This window comes from Collinsella aerofaciens (assembly GCF_015555045.1).
Taxonomy (GTDB): domain Bacteria; phylum Actinomycetota; class Coriobacteriia; order Coriobacteriales; family Coriobacteriaceae; genus Collinsella; species Collinsella aerofaciens_W.
Map to the genome: position 1 here is coordinate 64,326 of NZ_JADNJQ010000005.1, position 19,640 is coordinate 83,965.

Consider the following 19,640-nt stretch of genomic DNA (forward strand, 5'->3'; position numbering starts at 1 on the left):
TTTGGATTGTCTTTGTCCCATCCTTTGCCGCGCGAGCTGACGCGCCCTGTGTTTGTGGGCGACGTGCAGATAGGCGGCGGCGCTCCAGTGGTGGTTCAGTCCATGACCTGCACCGATACCGCCGACGCCCGGGCAACGCTTGCGCAAGTGCGCGCGCTTGCCCAGGCGGGTTGTGATGTTGTGCGCGTGAGTGTGCCCACCGAGGCCGCGCTCGACGGCTTTCGCATAATTTGTGCCGAGTCTCCGGTGCCGATCGTTGCCGATATTCACTTTAACCATAAGCTCGCCATTGGTGCCGTTGAGGCCGGTGCTGCCAAGCTCCGCATCAATCCCGGCAACATTGGCGATTGGGCCAAGGTCGATGCTGTGATCGATGCCGCGGGCGCCGCTGGGTGCGCGATTCGTATCGGTGTGAATGCCGGTTCACTCGAGCAGGATATCGCCGAGCGCGACGACCTCACGCAGCCCGAGAAGCTCGTGATGTCGAGCGAGCGCTTTGTGCGGCACTTTGAGGATCGTGGGTTTACCAACATAGTGCTTTCCGCCAAGGCCCATAGCGTACAGACGACGCTCGATACCTATCGAGCCCTGTCGCGTGAGATTCCCCACGTTCCGCTTCACCTGGGCGTAACCGAGGCGGGTACCAAGCTCCAGGGCACCATCAAGAGCTCTGTAGGCTTGGGTATCTTGCTTTCCGAAGGCATTGGTGACACCATGCGTGTGTCGCTCACAGCCGATCCGGTTGAGGAGCCGCCGGTTGCCTGGGGTATTCTGCAGTCGTTGGGCCTGCGTCGCCGTGGTCCCGAGATTGTCTCGTGCCCCACGTGCGCCCGCTGCCAGGTCAACCTGATTCCCATCGCTGAGGAGGTCACCGAGCGGCTGAAGAACTACTCCGCGCCGCTTTCGATCGCCGTGATGGGATGTGCGGTCAATGGCCCCGGCGAGGCTTCTGATGCCGACTTGGGCGTTGCCTGTGGACGAGGTCAGGGCCTGCTCTTTTCGCACGGCCAGATCATTGGTAAAGTAGCTGAGGACCAAATTGTCGATGCGCTTATGGCCGAGGTCGACAAGCTAATTGAGGAGAAATAAATGACCCGAGCAATGTATATGTCTAAGCTGTATGCTCCGACGCTCAAAGAGGATCCGGCCGACGCCGAGCTTGCGAGCCATCGCCTGCTGCTTCGTGCCGGCATGATTCGCAAGGAGGCCGCCGGTCTCTATTCCTATCTACCACTCGCATGGCGCTCGATTCGCAAGATCGAGAACATCGTGCGCGATGAGATGGACGCTGCCGGCGCCCAGGAGCTCATGATGCCCATCATGGTCGATGCCGAGCTGTGGCGCGAGTCCGGCCGAATCGATGCCTATGGCAAGGAACTCGTGCGCTTTGATGACCGCCACGGCCGCGAGTTCGTGTTGGGCCCCACGCACGAGGAGACCGTGACCGCTCTGGTTCGCAATGAGCTGCGTTCCTACAAGCAGCTGCCGGTGAATCTCTATCACATCCAGGATAAGTTCCGCGATGAGTTCCGTCCCCGCTTTGGCCTGATGCGCGGTCGCGAATTCATCATGAAGGACGCCTACAGCTTCTCTGCCACGCAGGAGAGTCTGCAGGAGGAGTACGACAAGATGAAGCAGGCTTATGCCAATATCTGCGAGCGCTGCTACATCAAGGCCCTGCCCGTCGTTGCCGATTCCGGCGAGATCGGTGGTGACACCTCCGTTGAGTACATGGCGCTGGCCGAGGCCGGCGAGGCTTCGCTGGTTTACTGCGACGATTGTGGCTTTGCTGCCGATGACGAGGCGGCAAGCACCAAGGTCGTTGTGACCGAGGGTCCCGGCGACGGTACGCTTACCAAGGTCGAGACTCCGGGCATGGGCACCATCGAGGCCGTTGCCAAGTTCTTTGGGTTCCCCGAGAACGGCACGCGCAAGTCCCTGGCGTTGATCGACGCCGAGGGTAAGCCGGTTGTGGCCATCGTTCCGGGCGATCATGAGCTCAACGACTGCAAGGCCGAGCACGTCTTTGGCAAGGGCTATCGCATGATGACCGACGAGGAGCTCCAGACCTACGGTCTGCATAAGGGCTTTATCGGACCGGTTAACCTGCCCGAGGGCATTCGTCTGGTCTGCGACGAGAGCCTGCGCGAGTCCAAACAGTGGGCCTGTGGTGCCAACGAGGTCGATTATCACTTTACCGGCGCCTGCCCCGAGCGCGACTTTACCGTCGATGAGTGGGCCGACCTTGTAACCGTCGTTGCCGGCGATCCCTGCCCGCACTGTGGCAAGCCGCTTTCCGCTGCCCGCGGTATCGAGGTCTCCCAGGTCTTCCAGCTGGGCACCAAGTATTCCGAGGCCATGGGTGCCACCTTTATGGACGAGGACGGCAAGGAGAAGCCGCTTATCATGGGCTGCTACGGCGTTGGTGTGTCCCGCTCGCTCGCTGCCGTCGTTGAGCAGCACAACGACGAGCACGGTATTGTCTGGCCGGTCTCCGTTGCCCCGTACGAGGTCGCGGTGATTCCGCTCGATCCCAAGAAGGAGGAGTGCGCTACCGTTTGCGATCAAATCGTCGAGGCTCTGTGCGCCGAGGGTATCGAGGTTGTCGTCGATGACCGTGACGAGCGTCCCGGCTTTAAGTTTGCCGATAACGACCTTATGGGCTTCCCGTATCAGGTGGTTCTTGGTAAGCGCGGCCTTAAGAACGGTACCGTTGAGCTCAAGGACCGTGCTACGGGCGAGCGCGAGGATGTGGCGATCGATGAGGTTGTCGCCAAGGTTGCCGAGCTTGTGAAGGCTGCACGCCGTTAATCGAGCCCGCTGCGTTGAGTGCGCTTACGAAGCGGCCCCGCGTTTCTCGAGGGAGAGGTGCAGGGCCGCTTTTGCGTCTAAGAATCTTTTATAGCTAAAAGGGAAACCCCACAGCCCATTCGAGCTGCGGGGTTTCCCTTTGTGCCTCCGATGCGAAATGAATCGCTCAGATATTACTGATAATCGACGACGTCGATCCAGTTCTTCAGGAACTCATCGTTCACGTTGCGCTTACGAGCGAGCTCGGAAGCGGCGACGATGCTCGTCCACTGACGCACGACCTGCATGGGCATGTCGGAGCGGTCGCAGTAGAGCTCCAGGTAGGCCTCGGCCTGGTCCTTGCTATTGAGGGCAAAGAGCAGGTAGGTGGTGGCAACGTCGGCAGCAGGGGAGCCCTGGGTGGCGTGTGCCCAGTCGCACACATAGAGCTGGCCGTCGTCGCCGACGATGACGTTGGAGGGGTTGAAGTCGCCGTGGCAGACCTTGAACTCCTTGGTCATGCCGTCCAGACGCTCCTGAAGGTTGTAGCGCGTGGTGGCATTGAGCTGATCGAGGCTGTCGATCATGCGTGCGAACTTATCGCGCTGACGGTTGAGCAGCGGGGAGGTGTAGCCGTGGATCTCGATCTGGAGGTCGACGAACATCTCGAGGTACTCACCAAAGCGCTGGGGCTCGGCAGTCATCTTCTCGGCAAGGGTAGTGCCCGGAACCTTCTCGGTCACAAGCGCCCAGCCGTTGGCGTTCTCGAGCTGAGAAACCTCGAGAGCCTTGGGGCTGCGGATGCCGCACTCATTGATGCGGGCAAGATTCAAAGCCTCGTTGAACACGTCGGAGACGGGCTTGGTCTCGTTAAAGACCTTGACGATCTTGTCGCCCAGGTCGTAAACGACCTTGTTGCCGCGACGGACGAGCTCGGTCTTGGAATCGGGGAGCAGCATGATTGCATCCTTTCAACGATGCGATAGAAGCAACGGCGGGGGCGTGCGTACACCCGTGCACCCCCGCCGCAAATAACCGTGCTAAAACTAGCAGACGGCGTAATCCTGGGGCTCGCGGCCGTAGTAGGCGTCCAGGTAGAGCTCCTTGATCTCGCTCATGAGCGGGTAGCGCGGGTTAGCGCCGGTGCACTGGTCGTTGAATGCCTGCTCGGTCATCTCGTCGAGGGTGTCGAGGAAGTACTGCTCGTCAACACCGTAGTCGGCGATGGTCTTCTTGACGCCGATGAAGTCCTTGAGCTCTTCGAGCTTCGTGATGAAGTTCTCGAAGACCTCCTTGTCGTCCTTGCCCTCGATGCCGCAGTACTTGGCCATCTCGGCGTAGTTGTGCAGCGCGTTGGGGTAGGGATACTGGGAGAACGTGCCCATCTTGACGGGGGCCTCGGCGGCGTTGTAGCGCATGACGCGAGTCAGGATGACGGCGTTGGCAAGGCCGTGGGGCAGGTGATGGAAAGCGCCGAGCTTGTGGGCCATGGAGTGGTTGAGGCCCAGGAAGGCGTTGGCGAAGGCCATGCCGGCCATGCAGGAGGCGTTGTGCATCTCCTCGCGGGCATGCGGGTCCTTGGCGCCGTTCGTGAAGCTGGAGGGCAGGTTCTCGAAGACGAGCTTGGCAGCGCGCTCGGAGAGGCCCTTGGTGTAGTCGGAAGCCATGATGGAGACGTAGGACTCGATGGCGTGGGTCATGACGTCGATGCCGGAGGCAGCGGTCAGGCCGCGCGGGGCGGTCATGCAGTTGTCGGCGTCGACGATCGCCATGTTGGGGAGCAGCGCGTAGTCGGCGAGCGGCCACTTGATGCCGGTCTCCTTGTCGGTGATGATGGCGAACGGCGTGCACTCGGAGCCGGTACCCGAAGAGGTCGGGACGGCGACGAAGTAGGCCTTCTTGCCCATCTCGGGGAAGGTGAAGATACGCTTGCGGATGTCCATGAAGTCCATGGCCATGTCCTCAAACTTGCACTCGGGGTGCTCGTACATCATCCACATGATCTTGCCGGCGTCCATAGCGGAGCCACCGCCGACGGCGATGATGACGTCCGGCTCAAAGAGAGCCATCTGCTTGGCACCGCGACGTGCGCACTGCAGCGACGGATCGGGCTCGACGTCGTAGAAGCAGTCGTGGGCGATGCCCATCTCGTCGAGCTTGGCCTCGATGGCGCGGGTGTTGCCATTCTTGAAGAGGAACTGGTCGGTGACGATGAAGGCGCGCTTCTTGCCCATGACGTTGCCCAGCTCGTCGAGGGCGACGGGCGTGGAACCCTTCTTGAAGTAGACCTTCTCGGGAGCGCGGAACCACAGCATGTTCTCACGGCGCTCGGCCACAGTCTTAACGTTGATCAAGTGCTTCACCCCAACGTTCTCGGAGACGGAGTTGCCGCCCCAGGAGCCGCAGCCCAGGGTCAGAGACGGCTTCATGCCAAAGTTGTACAGGTCACCGATGCCGCCGTGCGAGGACGGGGTGTTGATGACGATACGGCAGGCCTTCATGACGTGCTCGAACAGGCTGATCTTCTCGGCCTGGGCGGGGTGCACGTACAGAGAGGCGGTGTGGCCCGGGCCACCGGCGAGCACCAGGTGCTCGGCCTTGTCGACGGCCTCCTGGAAGTCCTTGGCGTGGTACATGGCCAGGACCGGGGAGAGCTTCTCGTGGGAGAACTCCTCCTTGGCGGGGTCGGTGGAGGTGACCTCGGCGATCAGGATCTTGGTCTTGGCGGGAACCTCGATGCCGGCGAGCTCGGCGATCTTGGCGGCAGCCATGCCGGGGATACGGTGATCGAGAGCGCCGTTCTTGAACATGGCGGCACGCAGGGCCTCCATCTCGGCACCCTGCTTGACGAAGTAGCAGCCGCGCTTCTGGAACTCGGCCTTGACCTGGTCATAGATGGTGTCGATGACGGTCACGGACTGCTCGGAAGCGCAGATCATGCCGTTGTCGAAGGTCTTGGAGTGGATGATGGAGTTGACGGCGAGCAGCACGTCGGCGGTGTCGTCGATGACGACCGGGGTGTTACCGGCGCCAACGCCCAGGGCGGGCTTGCCCGAGGAGTAAGCGGCCTTGACCATGCCCGGGCCACCGGTGGCGAGGATGATGTCGACGTCGCGCATGACCATGTTGGTCAGCTCGATGGAGGGGACATCGACCCAGCCGATGATGCCTTCGGGGGCGCCGGCCTTGACGGCGGCGTCAAGCACGAGCTTGGCGGCGGCGATGGTGCACTTGGCGGCAGCCGGGTGCGGGGAGATGATGATGGCGTTGCGGGTCTTCAGGCTGATCAGCGTCTTGAAGATCGCGGTGGAGGTGGGGTTGGTCGTCGGGATGACGGCGCCCACGATGCCGATGGGCTCGGCGATCTTGGTGATGCCGTAAGCCTCGTCGCGCTCCAGGACACCACAGGTCTTGGTGTTCTTGTAAGCGTTGTAGATGTACTCTGCGGCGTAGTGGTTCTTGATGACCTTGTCCTCAAGAACGCCGCGGCCGGTCTCCTCGATGGCCATTTTCGCCAACGGGATACGAGCCTTGTTGGCGGCCATGGCGGCCTCATAGAAGATCTTGTCGACCTGCTCCTGCGTGTACGTAGCAAAAAGCGCCTGGGCCTCTCGCATCTGAGCGAGCTTAGCCTCAAGCGCCTCTACGTTGTCCACAATTGCGGGAGTAGTGTTTTCCGGTGACTTTTTCACCATTTGTGTCTCCTTGCGATCGGAGATTTACCCTACAAGATGCATGATAGCAAGAAATAATTCGGTGAACGGTCAGATTCCCGTAAAAGACAAACTAAAACGCTTCAATCAAATGAACCGTTTCAACTAAAACTATGCCCAATGCATCGCCCCGCTCATTGGGGACAGACTTACATGAGTGCTTTCACTCATTTGGGACAGACATCGTTTTGCCATTTTGCCGTTCTGGGCCTGTTATTGCCGCTTATTGGATATAAATAGGTTGCAGGCTCAGCATTTCGCGTTGCTTCTCTCCTTTTAGGTGTTGCCTGAACAGTTTTGAAAGGAGAGATTATGCCCCGATGCGCCCGCCCCGTTTCGATCACCGGCTATTACCACGTCTTTGACCGCGGCAACTCCAAACAGATTATTTTTGAAGATGACTCCGACCGTTATCGTTTCTTATCGGATATCTCGGACAGGTTTGCGCGCCATGAAGTGGCGGTGTTGGCTTGGTGCCTTATGGACAATCACTTCCATTTGATGGTTGATGACCCATTTGACAACCTTTCAAAGGCAATGCAGTGCGCGCTGACGGCATATGCTAAGTATTTCAATGGAAAAACGGGGAGAACGGGACATCTGTTTGACAATCGCTATTCGCGGGTCGCGGTTGAGTCGGACACGCAGGCGGTGCAGCTGCTCGACTATATTCATCTCAATCCCGTGAAGGGTGCGCTTGACTCGCTCGATGCGTACCGCTGGTCAAGCTATAAGGCGTATCAGCTGGGCTATGATCCCTTTGACATCTGTGATGCGGCTCCTATGCTCGATATTGTCGGTGGCTCCCGGTGCTATTGCGAGCATCTCGAGGAAGTTGCCGGGCGCATCTGGTCAATGGAGGTTCTTCCACGCCGGCGGATCCCCGATGAGGAGGCCCTTTCCGTTGCGCGCGAAGTTCTGCCGAGCATAGATCCTGCACTGCTCAAAGCCCTGCCACGCCCCGAACGCGATGCGTGTCTGCTGAGGCTTAGGCGGGCGCATCTCACGGTCAAGCAAATTGCCCGTATCACCGGCATCGGCGCTACAAGCGTGACCAAGGCAACTGCAGGCTGGAAGGATGCTGCGTGAGGCAGGGGCCGGAGCCAGTCAGTGCGTCGCATGCGTGCTTCATGTCTGTCCCCAATGCGTGAAAGCACTCATGTAAGTCTGTCCCCAATGAGTGCAAAAAGGCGCCCTCCGTAGGGGAGGGCGCCTTTGGTAAGTTCTATATGAACGCGAGGTCTTTGACCCGGAGAGTCCGAGGTACTTGTTGGTAAGACCTTATTTAGGAGCGCGCAACCTTGCCGGACTTGAGGCAGGTGGAGCAAACGTTCATCTTGCGACGGTGACCATCGACGACGACGTACACGCGCTGGATGTTGGGGTGGAACTTACGGTTGGTGACGCGGTGAGAGTGGCTGATGGAGCGACCGGCAACGGGGTGCTTACCGCAAACTTCGCAAACTTTGGACATAACTGACCCTCCTTGGGCGACAAACGAACATGTCGCGTTAACAAACAAGCCTGAACTATAGCACAGAAGCAGCTCCCTGTGCGCAATCTACACAGAGATATTCCTCTTTTGGCGATAGTGCCCACGCTACGGCCCTGGACGTAGATCCGATTTGCGTGCAGCAGAGGGGATTATGCCAGCTCGAACCAAGGTTTTCAAGCTCGTCCCACAAATATATATAGGTTTATGGAGTGTTGGGCTCCGTTTACGGATTGCTCTGTATTTATGCTCGCAATTAAGCTCGAGGTTGGCTACACTATCCAGTGACCATTAAAGGGGTACGAGATACCCACATGGAATTACATTGCTGCCAAAGAGCAGCCCTTCCTGTGGGTGTCTGGTCCGCTTTGAGCGGTCGGGCATCTATTTTTTTGACTGTGTCAGCAGTCAAGACATGTGAGGAAGGAGATCGATGGGCACGACTTCCCCCAAGGCGGTCATCATGGACGAGACCGCCGTCAATCGAGCGATGACCCGCATCGCGCACGAGATTCTCGAGCGCAACGAGGGCTGTGAAGATCTCGCTCTGGTCGGCATCGTCACGCGCGGCGACCTTCTGGCAAAGAAGCTCGCCGAGGAGATCAAGGAGATCGAGGGCGTCGACGTTCCGCTCGGCAGCCTGGACATCAGCTTCTACCGCGATGACTATGCGACCAATTTCGCTCCCGCGATCCACGCTACCAACATTCCCTTCAGCGTCGACGGCAAGCGCGTCGTGCTGGTGGACGACATCCTGTATACGGGCCGTACCATCCGCGCCGCTCTTGACGCCGTCATGGACCTGGGCCGTCCGAGCCGCATCGAGCTGGCAGTCCTCGTTGACCGCGGCCACCGCGAGCTCCCCATCTCGCCGGACTTTGTCGGCAAGAACGTTCCCTCGTCGCATGAGGAGAACGTGCACCTATATATGAAGGAAGTCGACGGCCACACCGCCGTCGAGATTAACGACGTCGCGCCGGGTTCCCACGTGGGCTCCGCGCCGCTGGGAGGTGAGTAGTACCGTGGCGTTCAACCATAAGCACCTGATCGACATTACCGAGTACTCTGAAGAGGATATCAAGCTCATCCTCGAGACCGCCAAGGCGTTCTCCGAGGTCAACGAGCGTGCCATCAAGAAGGTCCCCACGCTCAAGGGCAAGACCGTCGTCAACATGTTCAACGAGCCCTCGACGCGCACCCGCAGCTCTTTCGAGCTCGCCGAGAAGCGTCTTTCGGCCGACAGCCTTAACTTTGGCGGCTCCTCGACCTCCACGGTCAAGGGCGAGAGCCTCGTCGACACCGTTGAGACCCTCAACGCCTATAAGATCGACTGCATCGTCGTACGCGACAAGCACGCCGGTGCCCCCTACATCGTCACGCAGAACTCGCCCGCGAGCGTCATCTGCGCAGGTGACGGCAAGCACAACCATCCCACGCAGGCCCTGCTCGACCTGTACACCATCTGGGAGCACAAGGGTGACTTCCACGGTCTGAAGGTCGCCGTCGTCGGCGATATCGCGCACTCCCGCGTTTGCGGCTCGCTGATCCCCGCCCTTAAGATCATGGGCTGCGAGACCTACGCCGTCGCCCCCGGCACGCTGCTGCCGCCGTCGCCCGAGGTCCTGGGCTGCGACCACGTGACGAGCGACCTCGATTCCGTCCTGCCCGAGCTGGACGTCGTCTACATGCTGCGCGTGCAGCAGGAGCGCCTCGAGGGTGCTCCGTTCCCGACCATTCGCGAGTACCACAAGCTCTTCGGCCTGACCAAGGACCGCGAGAAGCTCATGAAGCCCGACGCGATCATCTGCCACCCGGGCCCCATCAACCGCGGCGTCGAGTTCGACTCCTATATGGCCGACCACCCGCAACGCTCCGTCATCCTGGAGCAGGTCTACGCCGGTATCTGCGTGCGTATGGCTATCCTGTATCTGCTGCTTGGAGGTGCCGATAATGGCCTTGCTTCTTAAGAATGCCCACGTCGTCGACCCGTCCGTCGAGCTTGACGGTGTCGTTGACGTCCTGATTGACGGCGACAAGATCGCCGAGGTCGGCGAGAATCTCGCCGTCGAGGGAGCCGAGGTCCGCGACTTTTCCGGCAAGTACCTCGTCCCCGGCCTGGTGGATATGCACGTTCACCTTCGCGAGCCCGGCTACGAGGTCAAAGAGGACATCGAGAGCGGCACCCGCGCAGCTGCAAAGGGCGGCTTTACCGGCGTGTGCTCCATGCCCAACACCGATCCCGTTACCGATAACGGTACCGTCGTGGAGTTCGTCAAGTCCCGTGCTGCCGAGGTCGGTCACTGCCGCGTCTATCCGTCGGGCGCTATGACCCGCGGTCTTAAGGGCGAGGCCATGTCCGAGATGGGCGATATGGTCGCCCACGGCGCCGTCGCCTTCACCGACGATGGTCGCGGCGTGCAGGGCGCGGGCATGCTCCGTCGCTGCATGGACTACGGCAAGATGTTCGGCAAGGTCTTTATGAGCCACTGCCAGGACGAGGATCTGGTCGGCCACGGCCAGATCAACGAGGGCAAGGTCTCGACCCGTCTGGCCCTCGAGGGCTGGCCGGCTGCCGGCGAGGAGCTCCAGATTGCCCGCGACATCGAGATCGCCAAGCTGACCGGTGCCAAGCTGCACATCCAGCACATCTCCACCGCCCATGGCCTGGAGATCGTGCGTGCCGGTAAGGCCGCTGGCGTTCAGGTTACCTGCGAGGCCACCCCGCATCACATGTTCCTGACCGAGAACGACCTGGACGAGACCTACAACACCTCGCTCAAGGTCAATCCGCCGCTGCGCACCGACGAGGACGCCGAGGCCATCCGTCAGGGCGTCATCGACGGCACCGTCGACGTTATCGTCACCGATCACGCTCCCCACACCCCGTGGGAGAAGGCCCGCGAGTTCGAGCTTGCGCCCTTTGGCATGATCGGTCTCGAGACCTCGCTGTCGCTCGTGCTCACCGAGCTGGTCAACACGGGCAAGATGAGCATGGGCCGTATGGTCGAGCTCATGGCCATCAAGCCGCGTGAGATCCTGGGCCTCGACCAGGTTCAGGTCAAGGCGGGATCCGTTGCCGACCTGACCGTGTTCGACCCCTCCGCAACCTGGACGGTTGGCGAGGACGGTTACGAGTCGCGCGCCGAGAACTCCGGTTTTGCCGGCCGCACGCTCACCGGTCGTGCCACCGATGTATTTGTCGGCGGTAAACAGACGCTTGCCGACGGCTGCATCTGCTAGCATAGCCTTATCGCTTTTGTGCGCGGCGCCCTTGCGGTGCCGCGCTTTCTATTCGTTTGGACCATGCAACCGCATGGGGGATTGGAGCGTTTATGCCCACACCTTCCACTGCACGCATGCACGACTTCGAGGTCGTCTCGAACCGGGAGATTGCCGACGGCGTCTTCTCGCTCGTCATCTCGGCCCCCAAGCTTGCAAGTGCGCTCAAGCCCGGTCAGTTTGTGAACATCGCCGTACCCGGTGATGCGTCCTCGCTGCTTCGCGTGCCCCTGAGCTACTACCGCGCCGACGCCGAGGCCGGCACCGTCGAGCTGTGGTACGCCGTCGTGGGCGACGATACCCGTCGTTTGTCCCAGATGGGCCCCGGCTCCACCTCTAACCTGCTGGGCCCCGGTGGCCGTGGCTGGATGGTACCCGAGGGCACCAGGAAGGCCCTGCTCGTCGCCGGTGGCATCGGCGTTCCGCCTGTGCTGTGCCTTGCCGGCATGCTTGCCGAGCAGAGTGTTGATGTGGACGTGTGCCTGGGCTTTGGCACCGCTTCCAAGGCCGTGGGCATCGACGAGTTCCGCGCGCTGGGCGCCACGGTTAACGTGTGCACCGACGATGGCACGCTGGGCACGCACGGTTTTTGCACCGACCCGGCAGCCGAGCTGCTCGGCGAGGGCGGCTACGACTACGTCGCCAGCTGCGGTCCCGCCGTCATGATGAAGAAAGTCGCCGCCGCTGCCGCCGAGGCCGGTGCGTACTGCGAGGTGTCGCTTGAGCGCATGATGAGCTGTGGCTTTGGCGCCTGCAACACCTGCAATGTCGAGACGGTCGACGGTATGAAGGGTGCTTGCATGTGCGGCCCCGTGTTCGATGCTTCCAAGGTGGTGGTCTTCTAGTGGGTACCGTGAACATGGCCGTCGATTTCGGCGGCGTCAAGATGCAAAACCCCATCAACACCGCAGCCGGTACCTTTGGCTACGGCTGGCAGTTCCAGAACTTCTTTGATGTTTCCCAACTGGGCGCCATCACCACCAAGGGTTGCGCAGCCGAGCCCTGGCCCGGTAACCCCGCGCCCCGCATGGCCGAGATCCCCGGCGGTATGATCAACTCCGTGGGCCTTCAGAACCCCGGCGTGGCCGCCTTTGCCCGCGAGTCCGGTCCGTGGCTCGAGCAGCTCTCCAAGGACGGCTGCCAGGTCATCTGTCAGGTTGCCGGCCACTCCGTTGACGAGTTTGTCCGCGCACTCGAGATGTATGTCGAGCTGTGCCCCTGGGCTGCCGGCTACGAGATCAACGTGAGCTGCCCCAATATCGCCGCCGGCGGTGCCGCCATGGGCTCCACGCCCGAGGGCGCTTCTTCCGTTATGGCTGCCTGCCGCAAGGTGACCGATAAGCCGCTGTTCGTGAAGATGGCGCCGGTCAACGTCGCCGAGATCGCCAAGGCCCTCGAGGCTGCCGGCGCCGACGGCCTTTCGGTCATCAACTCCATCCAGGGCATGGCCATCGACGTCCATACCCGCAAGTCCCGCGTGGCCAAGCCCAAGGGCGGCCTTTCGGGCCCGCTGTGCCACCACATCGCCGTGCGCATGGTCTGGGAGGTTGCCCAGGCCGTCGATATCCCCATCAACGGTGTCGGCGGTGTCATGACCGGAGAAGATGCGGCCGAGTTTATCCTGGCCGGCGCCACCTGCGTGTCGGTCGGTATGGCCAACTTCGTCGATCCGTGCGCTTCGCTCAAGATCGCGCATGAGCTCGAGGCCTGGGCCGAGTCCCAGGGCGTAAAGGACATCAACGAACTGGTAGGTGCTTTCGAATGCTAGAGACCGATGCCCGCGACCGCGTAATCGTCGCCCTCGACTGCGACCGTGAGCGTGCGCTCGAGCTTGCCCACGAGCTTTCGGGCCATGCCGCCTGGCTCAAGGTTGGCATGACGCTCTATTACGCCGAGGGTCCCCAGATCGTCAAGACATTCAAGGACCTGGGCTTTAAGGTCTTCCTTGACCTTAAGTTCCATGATATTCCGCATCAGGTTCGCGGTGCCGCCCGCTCGGCCTCGCTTGCCGGTGCCGATCTGCTTTCGGTCCACGGTTTGGGTTCGGGCGCCATGCTCGCTGCCTGCCGCGAGGGTGCCGAGGAGGCGCGCGAGGACCGCGCTAAGCTCGTCGCCATCACCGTTCTTACGAGCATGAATCAGGATGCCTTGAGCGAGATTGGCGTCGAGTCGCCCGTGGCCGAGGAGGCCGCCCGCCTGGCAAAGCTCGCTCAGGCCAACGGCATCGATGGCATCGTGTGCTCGCCGATGGAGGTTCACGACATGCGTGAGCTGCTGGGTCCTGATGCCCTGATCGTGACTCCGGGTGTGCGTCCGGTGGGTGCCGCCTTAGGCGACCAGTCCCGCGTGGCGACGCCTTCTCAGGCTATCGAGCGTGGCGCAAGCCACATTGTGGTGGGCCGTCCCATCACCGGCGCCGACAATCCGGTTGCCGCCTTTGACGCTATTGTCGCCGAGCTGGTCGAAAACGTCGCCTAAAAGATTCCCCTAAGTCACCACTTTTGGGTCTTATTAGCACAAAATAGCCCCTGTGCCTGCGTAAACTTTCCCATCCTTTGTGTGGAATCGCAGGTCAGGGGCTTAACTTTGGGCGCAGTATATTGCACTTTTTGCGGGTATCGTCTAACCTATGGAGCCGCGATTGGGCATTTTGTACGTTCTACGTGCTAAAATGCCAATTATTGAATCAGATATAACCCAACTATTTGGAGGTACGAATGGCACTCCCTCAGCTTACCGATGAGCAGCGCAAGCAGGCTCTTGAGAAGGCTGCTGCCGCACGTCACGCCCGCGCTGAGCTTCGCGAGCAGATTAAGAAGGGCGAGAAGTCCCTCGAGTCCGTGCTCAACTCCGATGACCCCATCGCTTCCCGCATGAAGGTTTCCACCCTCATCGAGTCTCTCCCTGGTTATGGCAAGGCCAAGGCCGCCAAGATCATGGAGGAGCTCGGTATCTCCGCTACCCGTCGCGTCCAGGGCCTCGGCGTCCGTCAGCGCGAGCAGCTCCTCGAGCAGCTGACCAAATAAGTGAGCGCTCAGGATTCCAAGCTCTTTGTGATTTCTGGACCGTCAGGCGCAGGCAAGGGTACGCTCGTCACTCGTGTGCGCGAGCGCCGCTCGAACCTGGGCCTGACGGTTTCGGCTACCACGCGAGCACCACGCAAAGGTGAGGTCGACGGCGTCAACTACTTTTTTCTGACGCGCGAGGAGTTCGACCGCCGCGTGGCAAACGGTGAGTTTGTTGAGTGGGCCGAGGTCCACGGTAACTGCTACGGCACGTTGCTGAGCGAGGTTCAGTCCAAGCTCGCCTCTGGTTCGTCTCTCATCTTGGAGATCGATGTCCAGGGTGCCCTGCAGGTGAAGGAGCGTTTCCCCGAGGCCGTGCTGATCTTTATCAAGCCACCTTCGCTCGAGGTGCTTCGCGAGCGTCTAGTCGGTCGCGGTACCGAGACGCCCGAGACGATTGAGCTGCGTATGGCAAACGCCGCCGATGAGCTTGCCCTTGCCGACCGCTACGACGACGTAGTGGTTAATGACGATCTCGACCGCGCGACCGATGAGCTCGTTCGCGTTCTCGATATGCATGAAAGGATCTGAGGTCCGTGTCCGTTGTAAAGCCTTGCATTGACGATCTTCTGGAGAAGACCGATCACAACCGCTTCCTGCTCGCTTCGCTTGCCTCCAAGCGCGCCTGCGACATCAATAGCATGCTGCGTGGCCAGCACAACCGTGTGCTTGCCGTCCAGGATGTCGATGACATCACCATCGGGCTTTCCGGTGCCGATACCATCTCGATGGCTATGGACGAGATTGTCGACGGCGACATCTCTTACGACGAGGCCCGTTACGAGAAGGCGCTCGGCCACAAGGTTGCTGAAGCCTAAATGGCGGCTCGCGTCTGCCTGGTCCACTATCACGAGGTTGGACTGAAGGGTAAGAACCGCGCACATTTTGAGCATATCCTCATGGATAACATCAAGGCGGCCTTGGCCGCCTTTTCCGTGAATGCCGTGTCTCGAATTTCCGGTTATATCCTCGTGACCTTTAACGAGCATCAGGCCGATGAGGCGGCGCGTGTCATTCGCACCGTTCCCGGCGTTGCTCGCGTGTCTTTGGCGTATCACACCAATCGCGACCCTCAGGAGTACTGCGCCGCCGCCGTGAAGGCGCTGCGCGAGTTTGGTTCCTTCGATTCGTTTAAGGTGCAAGCCAAGCGCTCCAATACTGACTATGAGCTCACCTCGATTGACATCAATCGTCAGGTGGGCGAGGTGCTGTGTGAGGCCTTCCCCGATAAAAAGGTTCAAATGCACGACCCCGATGCGATGGTGCACGTACTGGTGGTCCAGGGTAGCGTTTATGTGTATGCGCGCTCCGAGCGCGGCGTGGGCGGTCTGCCGGTTGGTTCTGCCGGCAAGGTCGTGACGCTGCTGTCGTCGGGTATCGATTCTCCGGTGGCGACCTGGATGCTCGCGCGTCGCGGCGCGGTGTGCGTGCCGGTGCATTTCTCTGGTCGTCCGCAGACGCCCGATACGAGCGAGTATTTGGTGCAGGACATCATCCGTGCGCTTGAGCCGGGTGTCCAGATCGGCCGCCTGTACGTAGTGCCGTTTGGCGACTGCCAGCGTGAGATTTCGGTCACCTGTCCCAGCAACCTGCGCGTGATCATGTATCGCCGCATTATGTATTCGGTTGCCGAGCACATTGCACACATCGAGGGCGCCAAGGCCATCGTGACGGGCGAATCGCTTGGGCAGGTTGCCTCCCAAACGCTTGAGAATATCATGGCCGTTAACGAGGCCGTGAAGATCCCCGTGTTCCGTCCTCTCATCGGTTCGGACAAGCAGGAGATCATCGCGCGCGCCGAGGAGATCGGTACGTTTGATATCTCGACTGAGGCCGCTCCCGACTGCTGCACGCTGTTTATGCCGCGCCGTCCCGAGACGCACGCTAAACTCGATGCCGTGCATGAGGCCTGGGAGCTGTTCGATCACGAGGAGATGATCGAGCGCCTACTCAAGCAGACCGAGTACATCGACTTCGAAAGCAACACGTATAAGGCCCCTAAGACCTTAAAACGCAAACATTCGGAGCTTGCTCCGCGTGAGATTTACCAAGATCACGAGTAAATTTGTGCATAGACCGACGATGCGCTTGCATCGTCGGTCTTTTGCTATCTGGGCATTTTGCGGCTAAGTGTTCATTTGCTGACGTGTGCCTGAATAAATGGACAGATTTGTGCAAGGTTTTGGTCAGCTTTTGGTTTGACCGCGAAAACCGGTTTTGAAGCATGGCTGTTGCAGGGCTCTTTTCCTGACACGATGTTGTTGGGAGGTTTTGCTATGGCGCAGCGCGAACAACACGAACGGGTCAAAAAGATGGACCGCTGGGCAGGCAAGCTGCTCGGTCATAAGGCTGTGGTGGTGGCGATGCTGGGCGTCATTGCGATGGCAAGCGGCTTGGCGATGGCGAACCTTGGCGGCGGTGCCGGCGGTGTGTCGTTTGAGCGCACTGATGGTACGGGCTCGTTAGTGGAGCCGGGATCCGGCGATGCTTCGAGCGGAAAGACATCCGAAGGCTCTTCGACTAAGGCTTCTGCCGCGGCAGAGGTCTATGTCGATGTCGATGGCGCCGTTGTGTCGCCCGGTGTATACAGGCTCAAAGACGGGGCACGGGTATCCCAGGCGATCGATGCCGCCGGCGGGCTGGCGCCCGAGGCTGACGTTACGGGGCTTAATCGGGCATCTAAGGTCACTGATGGACAAAAAATCCATGTTCCAACGGTAGGGGAGCAGCAGGCGTCCATTGCGGAAGCCGGTGTTGATGGTGGGGCTTCCACATCATCGGGCGTGAGTGGCGCAACAGGCCTAGTAAACATCAATACGGCAAGCGCGGTAGAGCTGCAGACGCTCTCGGGCATCGGTCCCTCCATGGCCCAGTCGATTATCGATGAACGGACAAAGAACGGTGCTTTTGCCTCGGTTGACGATCTGATGCGTGTGTCGGGAATCGGCGAGAAGAAGCTTGCCAAAATCAAAGATTGCATCTGCGTATGAGTGCGACCGAGCGCGAGCGTGTGATGCCACCGCGGCCCCTGCTTCCGTGGACGATGGCCTTGTGTGCCGGCATGTGCATGAGCTGCGCCTTGGTGCTCAACGTGGCCGCTGATGCGCTGCTGAGGGAGCGGGCGCCGGCGGTCGGGCTGCTATGGGCCATTCCCGTTGCGGCGGCGGTATTCGTTGTACTGGCTCAATCTTGTGCGCGGCTTGCCCCTTTGAAGCGGTGGTTGTATGCCGCGTCCGTCGGTCTCGTGGCGGGAGCGGTCGTCTCGGCGTGGTGGGCTGTGGGTGCGCTCAGCGCCTCGAAGGCGCTCGACGGTCGAGCGGCAAGCGGCCTCGAGTTTATCGTGCAGGGCGATCCATCCATAAACGACGACGTGTATTCCTGTACCTGCGAGGCACGCGCGGACGGTAAGAACTTGGCAACGGTTCGCCTATCGTGCGACCGCGAGCTCAAGGTCGGGGCGCACGTGCGTGTTATCGGTCGCGTTTCACGTTTTGAGAACGATGCATATGGACGATCGCGCGTGCTCCGAGGCGAGGTGCGCAAGGTTAAAGTCGTTCGGATTGTGTCGGCCGATGAGGGCTCTCCGGGACCGCTGCTTCGGCTGCGAAATGGGCTGCTTGCGTCCATCGCGCCTGCGACCGACCCGGCGCGTGCACTCATAGCCGGTGTCGTCTGCGGTCGTTCGGCCGAACTGCGCGCCCAGCCGGCGGGCGACTGGTTTTCGGTGACGGGAACGGCGCATCTTATAGCCGTCTCCGGCAGCCATTTGGCTAACGTGGGATTTGTAATCGAGGGTGTATTGCAAAAGACTCGCTGCTCACGTGGTGTTCAGCGGGCGATATTGGCGATGGCGCTTGTGGGCTACACTGCCTTTACGGGCGCGTCTCCCTCGGCCGTGCGCGCGTGCTGCATGGTGTTCGCGACGCTTGTCGTAAACGGCGCGGGGCGTCGCCGGCACGGCGCATCGGCACTCTTCGTAACCATGTCCATCTTTGTGCTACTGCGGCCGACGGTGCTGTTCGAGATGGGCTTTCAGCTTTCATGTGCCAGCGTCTTAGCCATTCTGTGCTTTTGCCCCTATGCGACCTACGCTTTGGGTGAGCTGGGCGTGCCATCGGGCGTTGCCAACATACTTTCCGTCACGCTGTGCTCGCAACTGGCAACACTTCCCATTACCATTCCTGCCTTCGGTACGTTCTCGCTCATTGCTCCGCTGGCAAATGCAGTCATCGGTCCGGTGGTGAGCGTACTGCTCGCTGTGTCGATCGTGCTGGTTCCCTTTTCGCTCGTGGAACCGTTGCGGATTTGGGCGCTCGTTGTGCCCATGGTTGCCGCCCGTTGCGCACTGTTCTTCGAGCAGCTGTTTGCCGCCGTGCCGGGTGCATCCGTGAGCGTGCCGCCCGATAGCATGTGGATTTACCTAGTGCCGTGTTTGCTGGCGGTTCTGCTGGTCTGGTGGCCGCGTCCCCGTGCACGTCCTATGGCGGTGGGGCTTGCATGCCTGGTGCTCTTGGCTGCGATTCCGTACGTCTACTGGGATCGATTCGCTCCGCCTTCGGTGACGGTGCTCGATGTGGGCCAGGCCGATGCGATTCTTATCCGCCAGGGCGGCGTAGTAGCGCTCGTCGACTGCGGGCTCGACGAGCGCGTGGTAGCGGCGTTGGTTCGCAATAACGTGCACCATATCGATGCCGTCTTTGTGACGCATTGGGATGAGGACCACTGGGGTGGTCTGCCTGCCGTGCTCGAACAGTTTTCGGTCGGAACGATTGCCGTGGCGGCGGATGCGCTGGAGGATGCTCCTGCCGAGGTATTGAACCGACCTGGCGTGGAGTATCGGCAGGTGCGCCGCGGGGATACGGTCGACATCGGCTCTTTTTGCGCCCGCGTGATGTGGCCATTCGAGGCCGTGGATGGCGAGGGAAATGAGGACTCGCTTGTCCTGCTGCTCTCTTATGTTCAGGAAGGCAAGGGCCTGCGCATACTTCTCACCGGTGATGCCGAGCTCGACCAAGAACGGGAATTCGTGCGGGAGGTGGGGGATATCGATGTCCTTAAACTTGGGCATCACGGCTCCAAGGTTTCAGTCGATGATGAGCTGTTGGACGTCCTGAAGCCCGAGCTTTCCCTCGCGAGCGCGGGCGAAGGGAATCGATACGGCCATCCGTCCGATGCCTGCATCGATGCCGTTAAGGAAGCGGGCGGCGTGTTCGCGTGCACCATCGAACACGGCGACATTACCGTCGCGCCGACTGCGAATGGCTTTGCGATGCGATGCCAGCGACCATGACGACGTCGTTG

The 19,640-nt window shown here is 60.6% G+C and carries 18 protein-coding genes; 15 read left to right on the forward strand and 3 right to left on the reverse strand.

Features of this window, described 5'->3' with window-relative positions; translation table 11 throughout:
* Window positions 1-12: 12 nt before the first annotated feature.
* Complete coding sequence (gene ispG, locus I2E45_RS03150) at window positions 13-1,089, forward strand: flavodoxin-dependent (E)-4-hydroxy-3-methylbut-2-enyl-diphosphate synthase (protein WP_195444264.1); 1,077 nt, start codon at window positions 13-15, stop codon at window positions 1,087-1,089.
* Window positions 1,090-2,811 carry a proline--tRNA ligase gene (locus I2E45_RS03155; RefSeq protein WP_229058798.1) on the forward strand — a complete coding sequence of 574 codons (1,722 nt, stop codon included), beginning with the start codon at window positions 1,090-1,092 and terminating at the stop codon, window positions 2,809-2,811. It abuts the gene before it with no gap.
* 173 nt (window positions 2,812-2,984) lie between these two features.
* Here I2E45_RS03155 and I2E45_RS03160 read toward each other — a convergent pair whose 3' ends face one another.
* Both I2E45_RS03160 and adhE read right to left on the reverse strand, forming a co-directional pair.
* Entirely contained in the window at window positions 2,985-3,749 is a 765-nt protein-coding gene (locus tag I2E45_RS03160; RefSeq protein WP_195444209.1) for an aminoglycoside phosphotransferase family protein, read from the reverse strand.
* Window positions 3,750-3,836: 87 nt separating this feature from the next.
* Entirely contained in the window at window positions 3,837-6,485 is a 2,649-nt protein-coding gene (adhE, locus tag I2E45_RS03165) for a bifunctional acetaldehyde-CoA/alcohol dehydrogenase (protein WP_117797767.1), read from the reverse strand.
* Window positions 6,486-6,815: 330 nt separating this feature from the next.
* Here adhE and I2E45_RS03170 point away from each other — a divergent pair, with 330 nt between their 5' ends.
* Window positions 6,816-7,592: a transposase gene (locus I2E45_RS03170; RefSeq protein ID WP_195444211.1), complete on the forward strand. Its 777-nt coding sequence runs from the start codon at window positions 6,816-6,818 to the stop codon at window positions 7,590-7,592.
* 196 nt (window positions 7,593-7,788) lie between these two features.
* Here I2E45_RS03170 and rpmB read toward each other — a convergent pair whose 3' ends face one another.
* Window positions 7,789-7,977, reverse strand: coding sequence for a 50S ribosomal protein L28 (rpmB, locus tag I2E45_RS03175; RefSeq protein WP_195444213.1), 189 nt, complete (start codon window positions 7,975-7,977; stop codon window positions 7,789-7,791).
* A gap of 451 nt (window positions 7,978-8,428) precedes the next feature.
* On the opposite strand from rpmB, the gene pyrR reads away from it, so the two are divergent.
* The 12 genes from pyrR (at window position 8,429) to I2E45_RS03235 (ending at window position 19,629) form a co-directional block, all read left to right on the forward strand.
* Window positions 8,429-9,013 (forward strand): bifunctional pyr operon transcriptional regulator/uracil phosphoribosyltransferase PyrR, encoded by a 585-nt coding sequence (gene pyrR / locus I2E45_RS03180; RefSeq protein ID WP_006236123.1) that lies wholly within the window; start codon window positions 8,429-8,431, stop codon window positions 9,011-9,013.
* Window positions 9,014-9,017: 4 nt separating this feature from the next.
* Window positions 9,018-9,962, forward strand: coding sequence for an aspartate carbamoyltransferase catalytic subunit (locus tag I2E45_RS03185; protein ID WP_195444215.1), 945 nt, complete (start codon window positions 9,018-9,020; stop codon window positions 9,960-9,962).
* Complete coding sequence (locus tag I2E45_RS03190) at window positions 9,946-11,235, forward strand: dihydroorotase (RefSeq protein ID WP_195444217.1); 1,290 nt, start codon at window positions 9,946-9,948, stop codon at window positions 11,233-11,235. The genes I2E45_RS03185 and I2E45_RS03190 overlap by 17 nt, the downstream gene beginning before the upstream one ends.
* A gap of 116 nt (window positions 11,236-11,351) precedes the next feature.
* A complete protein-coding gene (locus I2E45_RS03195) occupies window positions 11,352-12,119 on the forward strand; it encodes a dihydroorotate dehydrogenase electron transfer subunit (RefSeq protein ID WP_195444265.1) in 768 nt (255 codons plus the stop codon).
* 14 nt (window positions 12,120-12,133) lie between these two features.
* A complete protein-coding gene (locus I2E45_RS03200) occupies window positions 12,134-13,042 on the forward strand; it encodes a dihydroorotate dehydrogenase (protein ID WP_006236128.1) in 909 nt (302 codons plus the stop codon).
* Window positions 13,036-13,752 carry an orotidine-5'-phosphate decarboxylase gene (pyrF, locus tag I2E45_RS03205; protein WP_195444219.1) on the forward strand — a complete coding sequence of 239 codons (717 nt, stop codon included), beginning with the start codon at window positions 13,036-13,038 and terminating at the stop codon, window positions 13,750-13,752. The genes I2E45_RS03200 and pyrF overlap by 7 nt, the downstream gene beginning before the upstream one ends.
* A 239-nt stretch (window positions 13,753-13,991) precedes the next feature.
* Window positions 13,992-14,300 carry an integration host factor, actinobacterial type gene (mihF, locus tag I2E45_RS03210; protein ID WP_006236130.1) on the forward strand — a complete coding sequence of 103 codons (309 nt, stop codon included), beginning with the start codon at window positions 13,992-13,994 and terminating at the stop codon, window positions 14,298-14,300.
* Window positions 14,301-14,870, forward strand: a complete 570-nt coding sequence (gene gmk, locus I2E45_RS03215; protein WP_195444221.1) for a guanylate kinase — start codon at window positions 14,301-14,303, stop codon at window positions 14,868-14,870.
* Between the two features lie 5 nt (window positions 14,871-14,875).
* Window positions 14,876-15,157 carry a DNA-directed RNA polymerase subunit omega gene (locus I2E45_RS03220; protein WP_035138532.1) on the forward strand — a complete coding sequence of 94 codons (282 nt, stop codon included), beginning with the start codon at window positions 14,876-14,878 and terminating at the stop codon, window positions 15,155-15,157.
* On the forward strand, window positions 15,158-16,402 hold the full coding sequence (gene thiI / locus I2E45_RS03225; RefSeq protein WP_195444223.1) for a tRNA uracil 4-sulfurtransferase ThiI: 1,245 nt from the start codon (window positions 15,158-15,160) through the stop codon (window positions 16,400-16,402).
* Window positions 16,403-16,615: 213 nt separating this feature from the next.
* On the forward strand, window positions 16,616-17,329 hold the full coding sequence (locus I2E45_RS03230; RefSeq protein WP_195444225.1) for a helix-hairpin-helix domain-containing protein: 714 nt from the start codon (window positions 16,616-16,618) through the stop codon (window positions 17,327-17,329).
* Complete coding sequence (locus I2E45_RS03235; RefSeq protein ID WP_195444228.1) at window positions 17,326-19,629, forward strand: DNA internalization-related competence protein ComEC/Rec2; 2,304 nt, start codon at window positions 17,326-17,328, stop codon at window positions 19,627-19,629. The genes I2E45_RS03230 and I2E45_RS03235 overlap by 4 nt, the downstream gene beginning before the upstream one ends.
* The last annotated feature ends 11 nt before the right edge of the window (window positions 19,630-19,640 follow it).

Coding starts and splice junctions, on each gene's coding strand:
- I2E45_RS03155 (WP_229058798.1), top strand. CDS start 1,090: ATGACCCGAGCAATGTATATGTCTAAGCTGTATGCTCCGACGCTCAAA.
- I2E45_RS03160 (WP_195444209.1), bottom strand. CDS start 3,749: ATGCTGCTCCCCGATTCCAAGACCGAGCTCGTCCGTCGCGGCAACAAG.
- adhE (WP_117797767.1), bottom strand. CDS start 6,485: ATGGTGAAAAAGTCACCGGAAAACACTACTCCCGCAATTGTGGACAAC.
- I2E45_RS03170 (WP_195444211.1), top strand. CDS start 6,816: ATGCCCCGATGCGCCCGCCCCGTTTCGATCACCGGCTATTACCACGTC.
- rpmB (WP_195444213.1), bottom strand. CDS start 7,977: ATGTCCAAAGTTTGCGAAGTTTGCGGTAAGCACCCCGTTGCCGGTCGC.
- pyrR (WP_006236123.1), top strand. CDS start 8,429: ATGGGCACGACTTCCCCCAAGGCGGTCATCATGGACGAGACCGCCGTC.
- I2E45_RS03190 (WP_195444217.1), top strand. CDS start 9,946: ATGGCCTTGCTTCTTAAGAATGCCCACGTCGTCGACCCGTCCGTCGAG.
- I2E45_RS03195 (WP_195444265.1), top strand. CDS start 11,352: ATGCACGACTTCGAGGTCGTCTCGAACCGGGAGATTGCCGACGGCGTC.
- I2E45_RS03200 (WP_006236128.1), top strand. CDS start 12,134: ATGGCCGTCGATTTCGGCGGCGTCAAGATGCAAAACCCCATCAACACC.
- pyrF (WP_195444219.1), top strand. CDS start 13,036: ATGCTAGAGACCGATGCCCGCGACCGCGTAATCGTCGCCCTCGACTGC.
- mihF (WP_006236130.1), top strand. CDS start 13,992: ATGGCACTCCCTCAGCTTACCGATGAGCAGCGCAAGCAGGCTCTTGAG.
- thiI (WP_195444223.1), top strand. CDS start 15,158: ATGGCGGCTCGCGTCTGCCTGGTCCACTATCACGAGGTTGGACTGAAG.
- I2E45_RS03230 (WP_195444225.1), top strand. CDS start 16,616: ATGGCGCAGCGCGAACAACACGAACGGGTCAAAAAGATGGACCGCTGG.
- I2E45_RS03235 (WP_195444228.1), top strand. CDS start 17,326: ATGAGTGCGACCGAGCGCGAGCGTGTGATGCCACCGCGGCCCCTGCTT.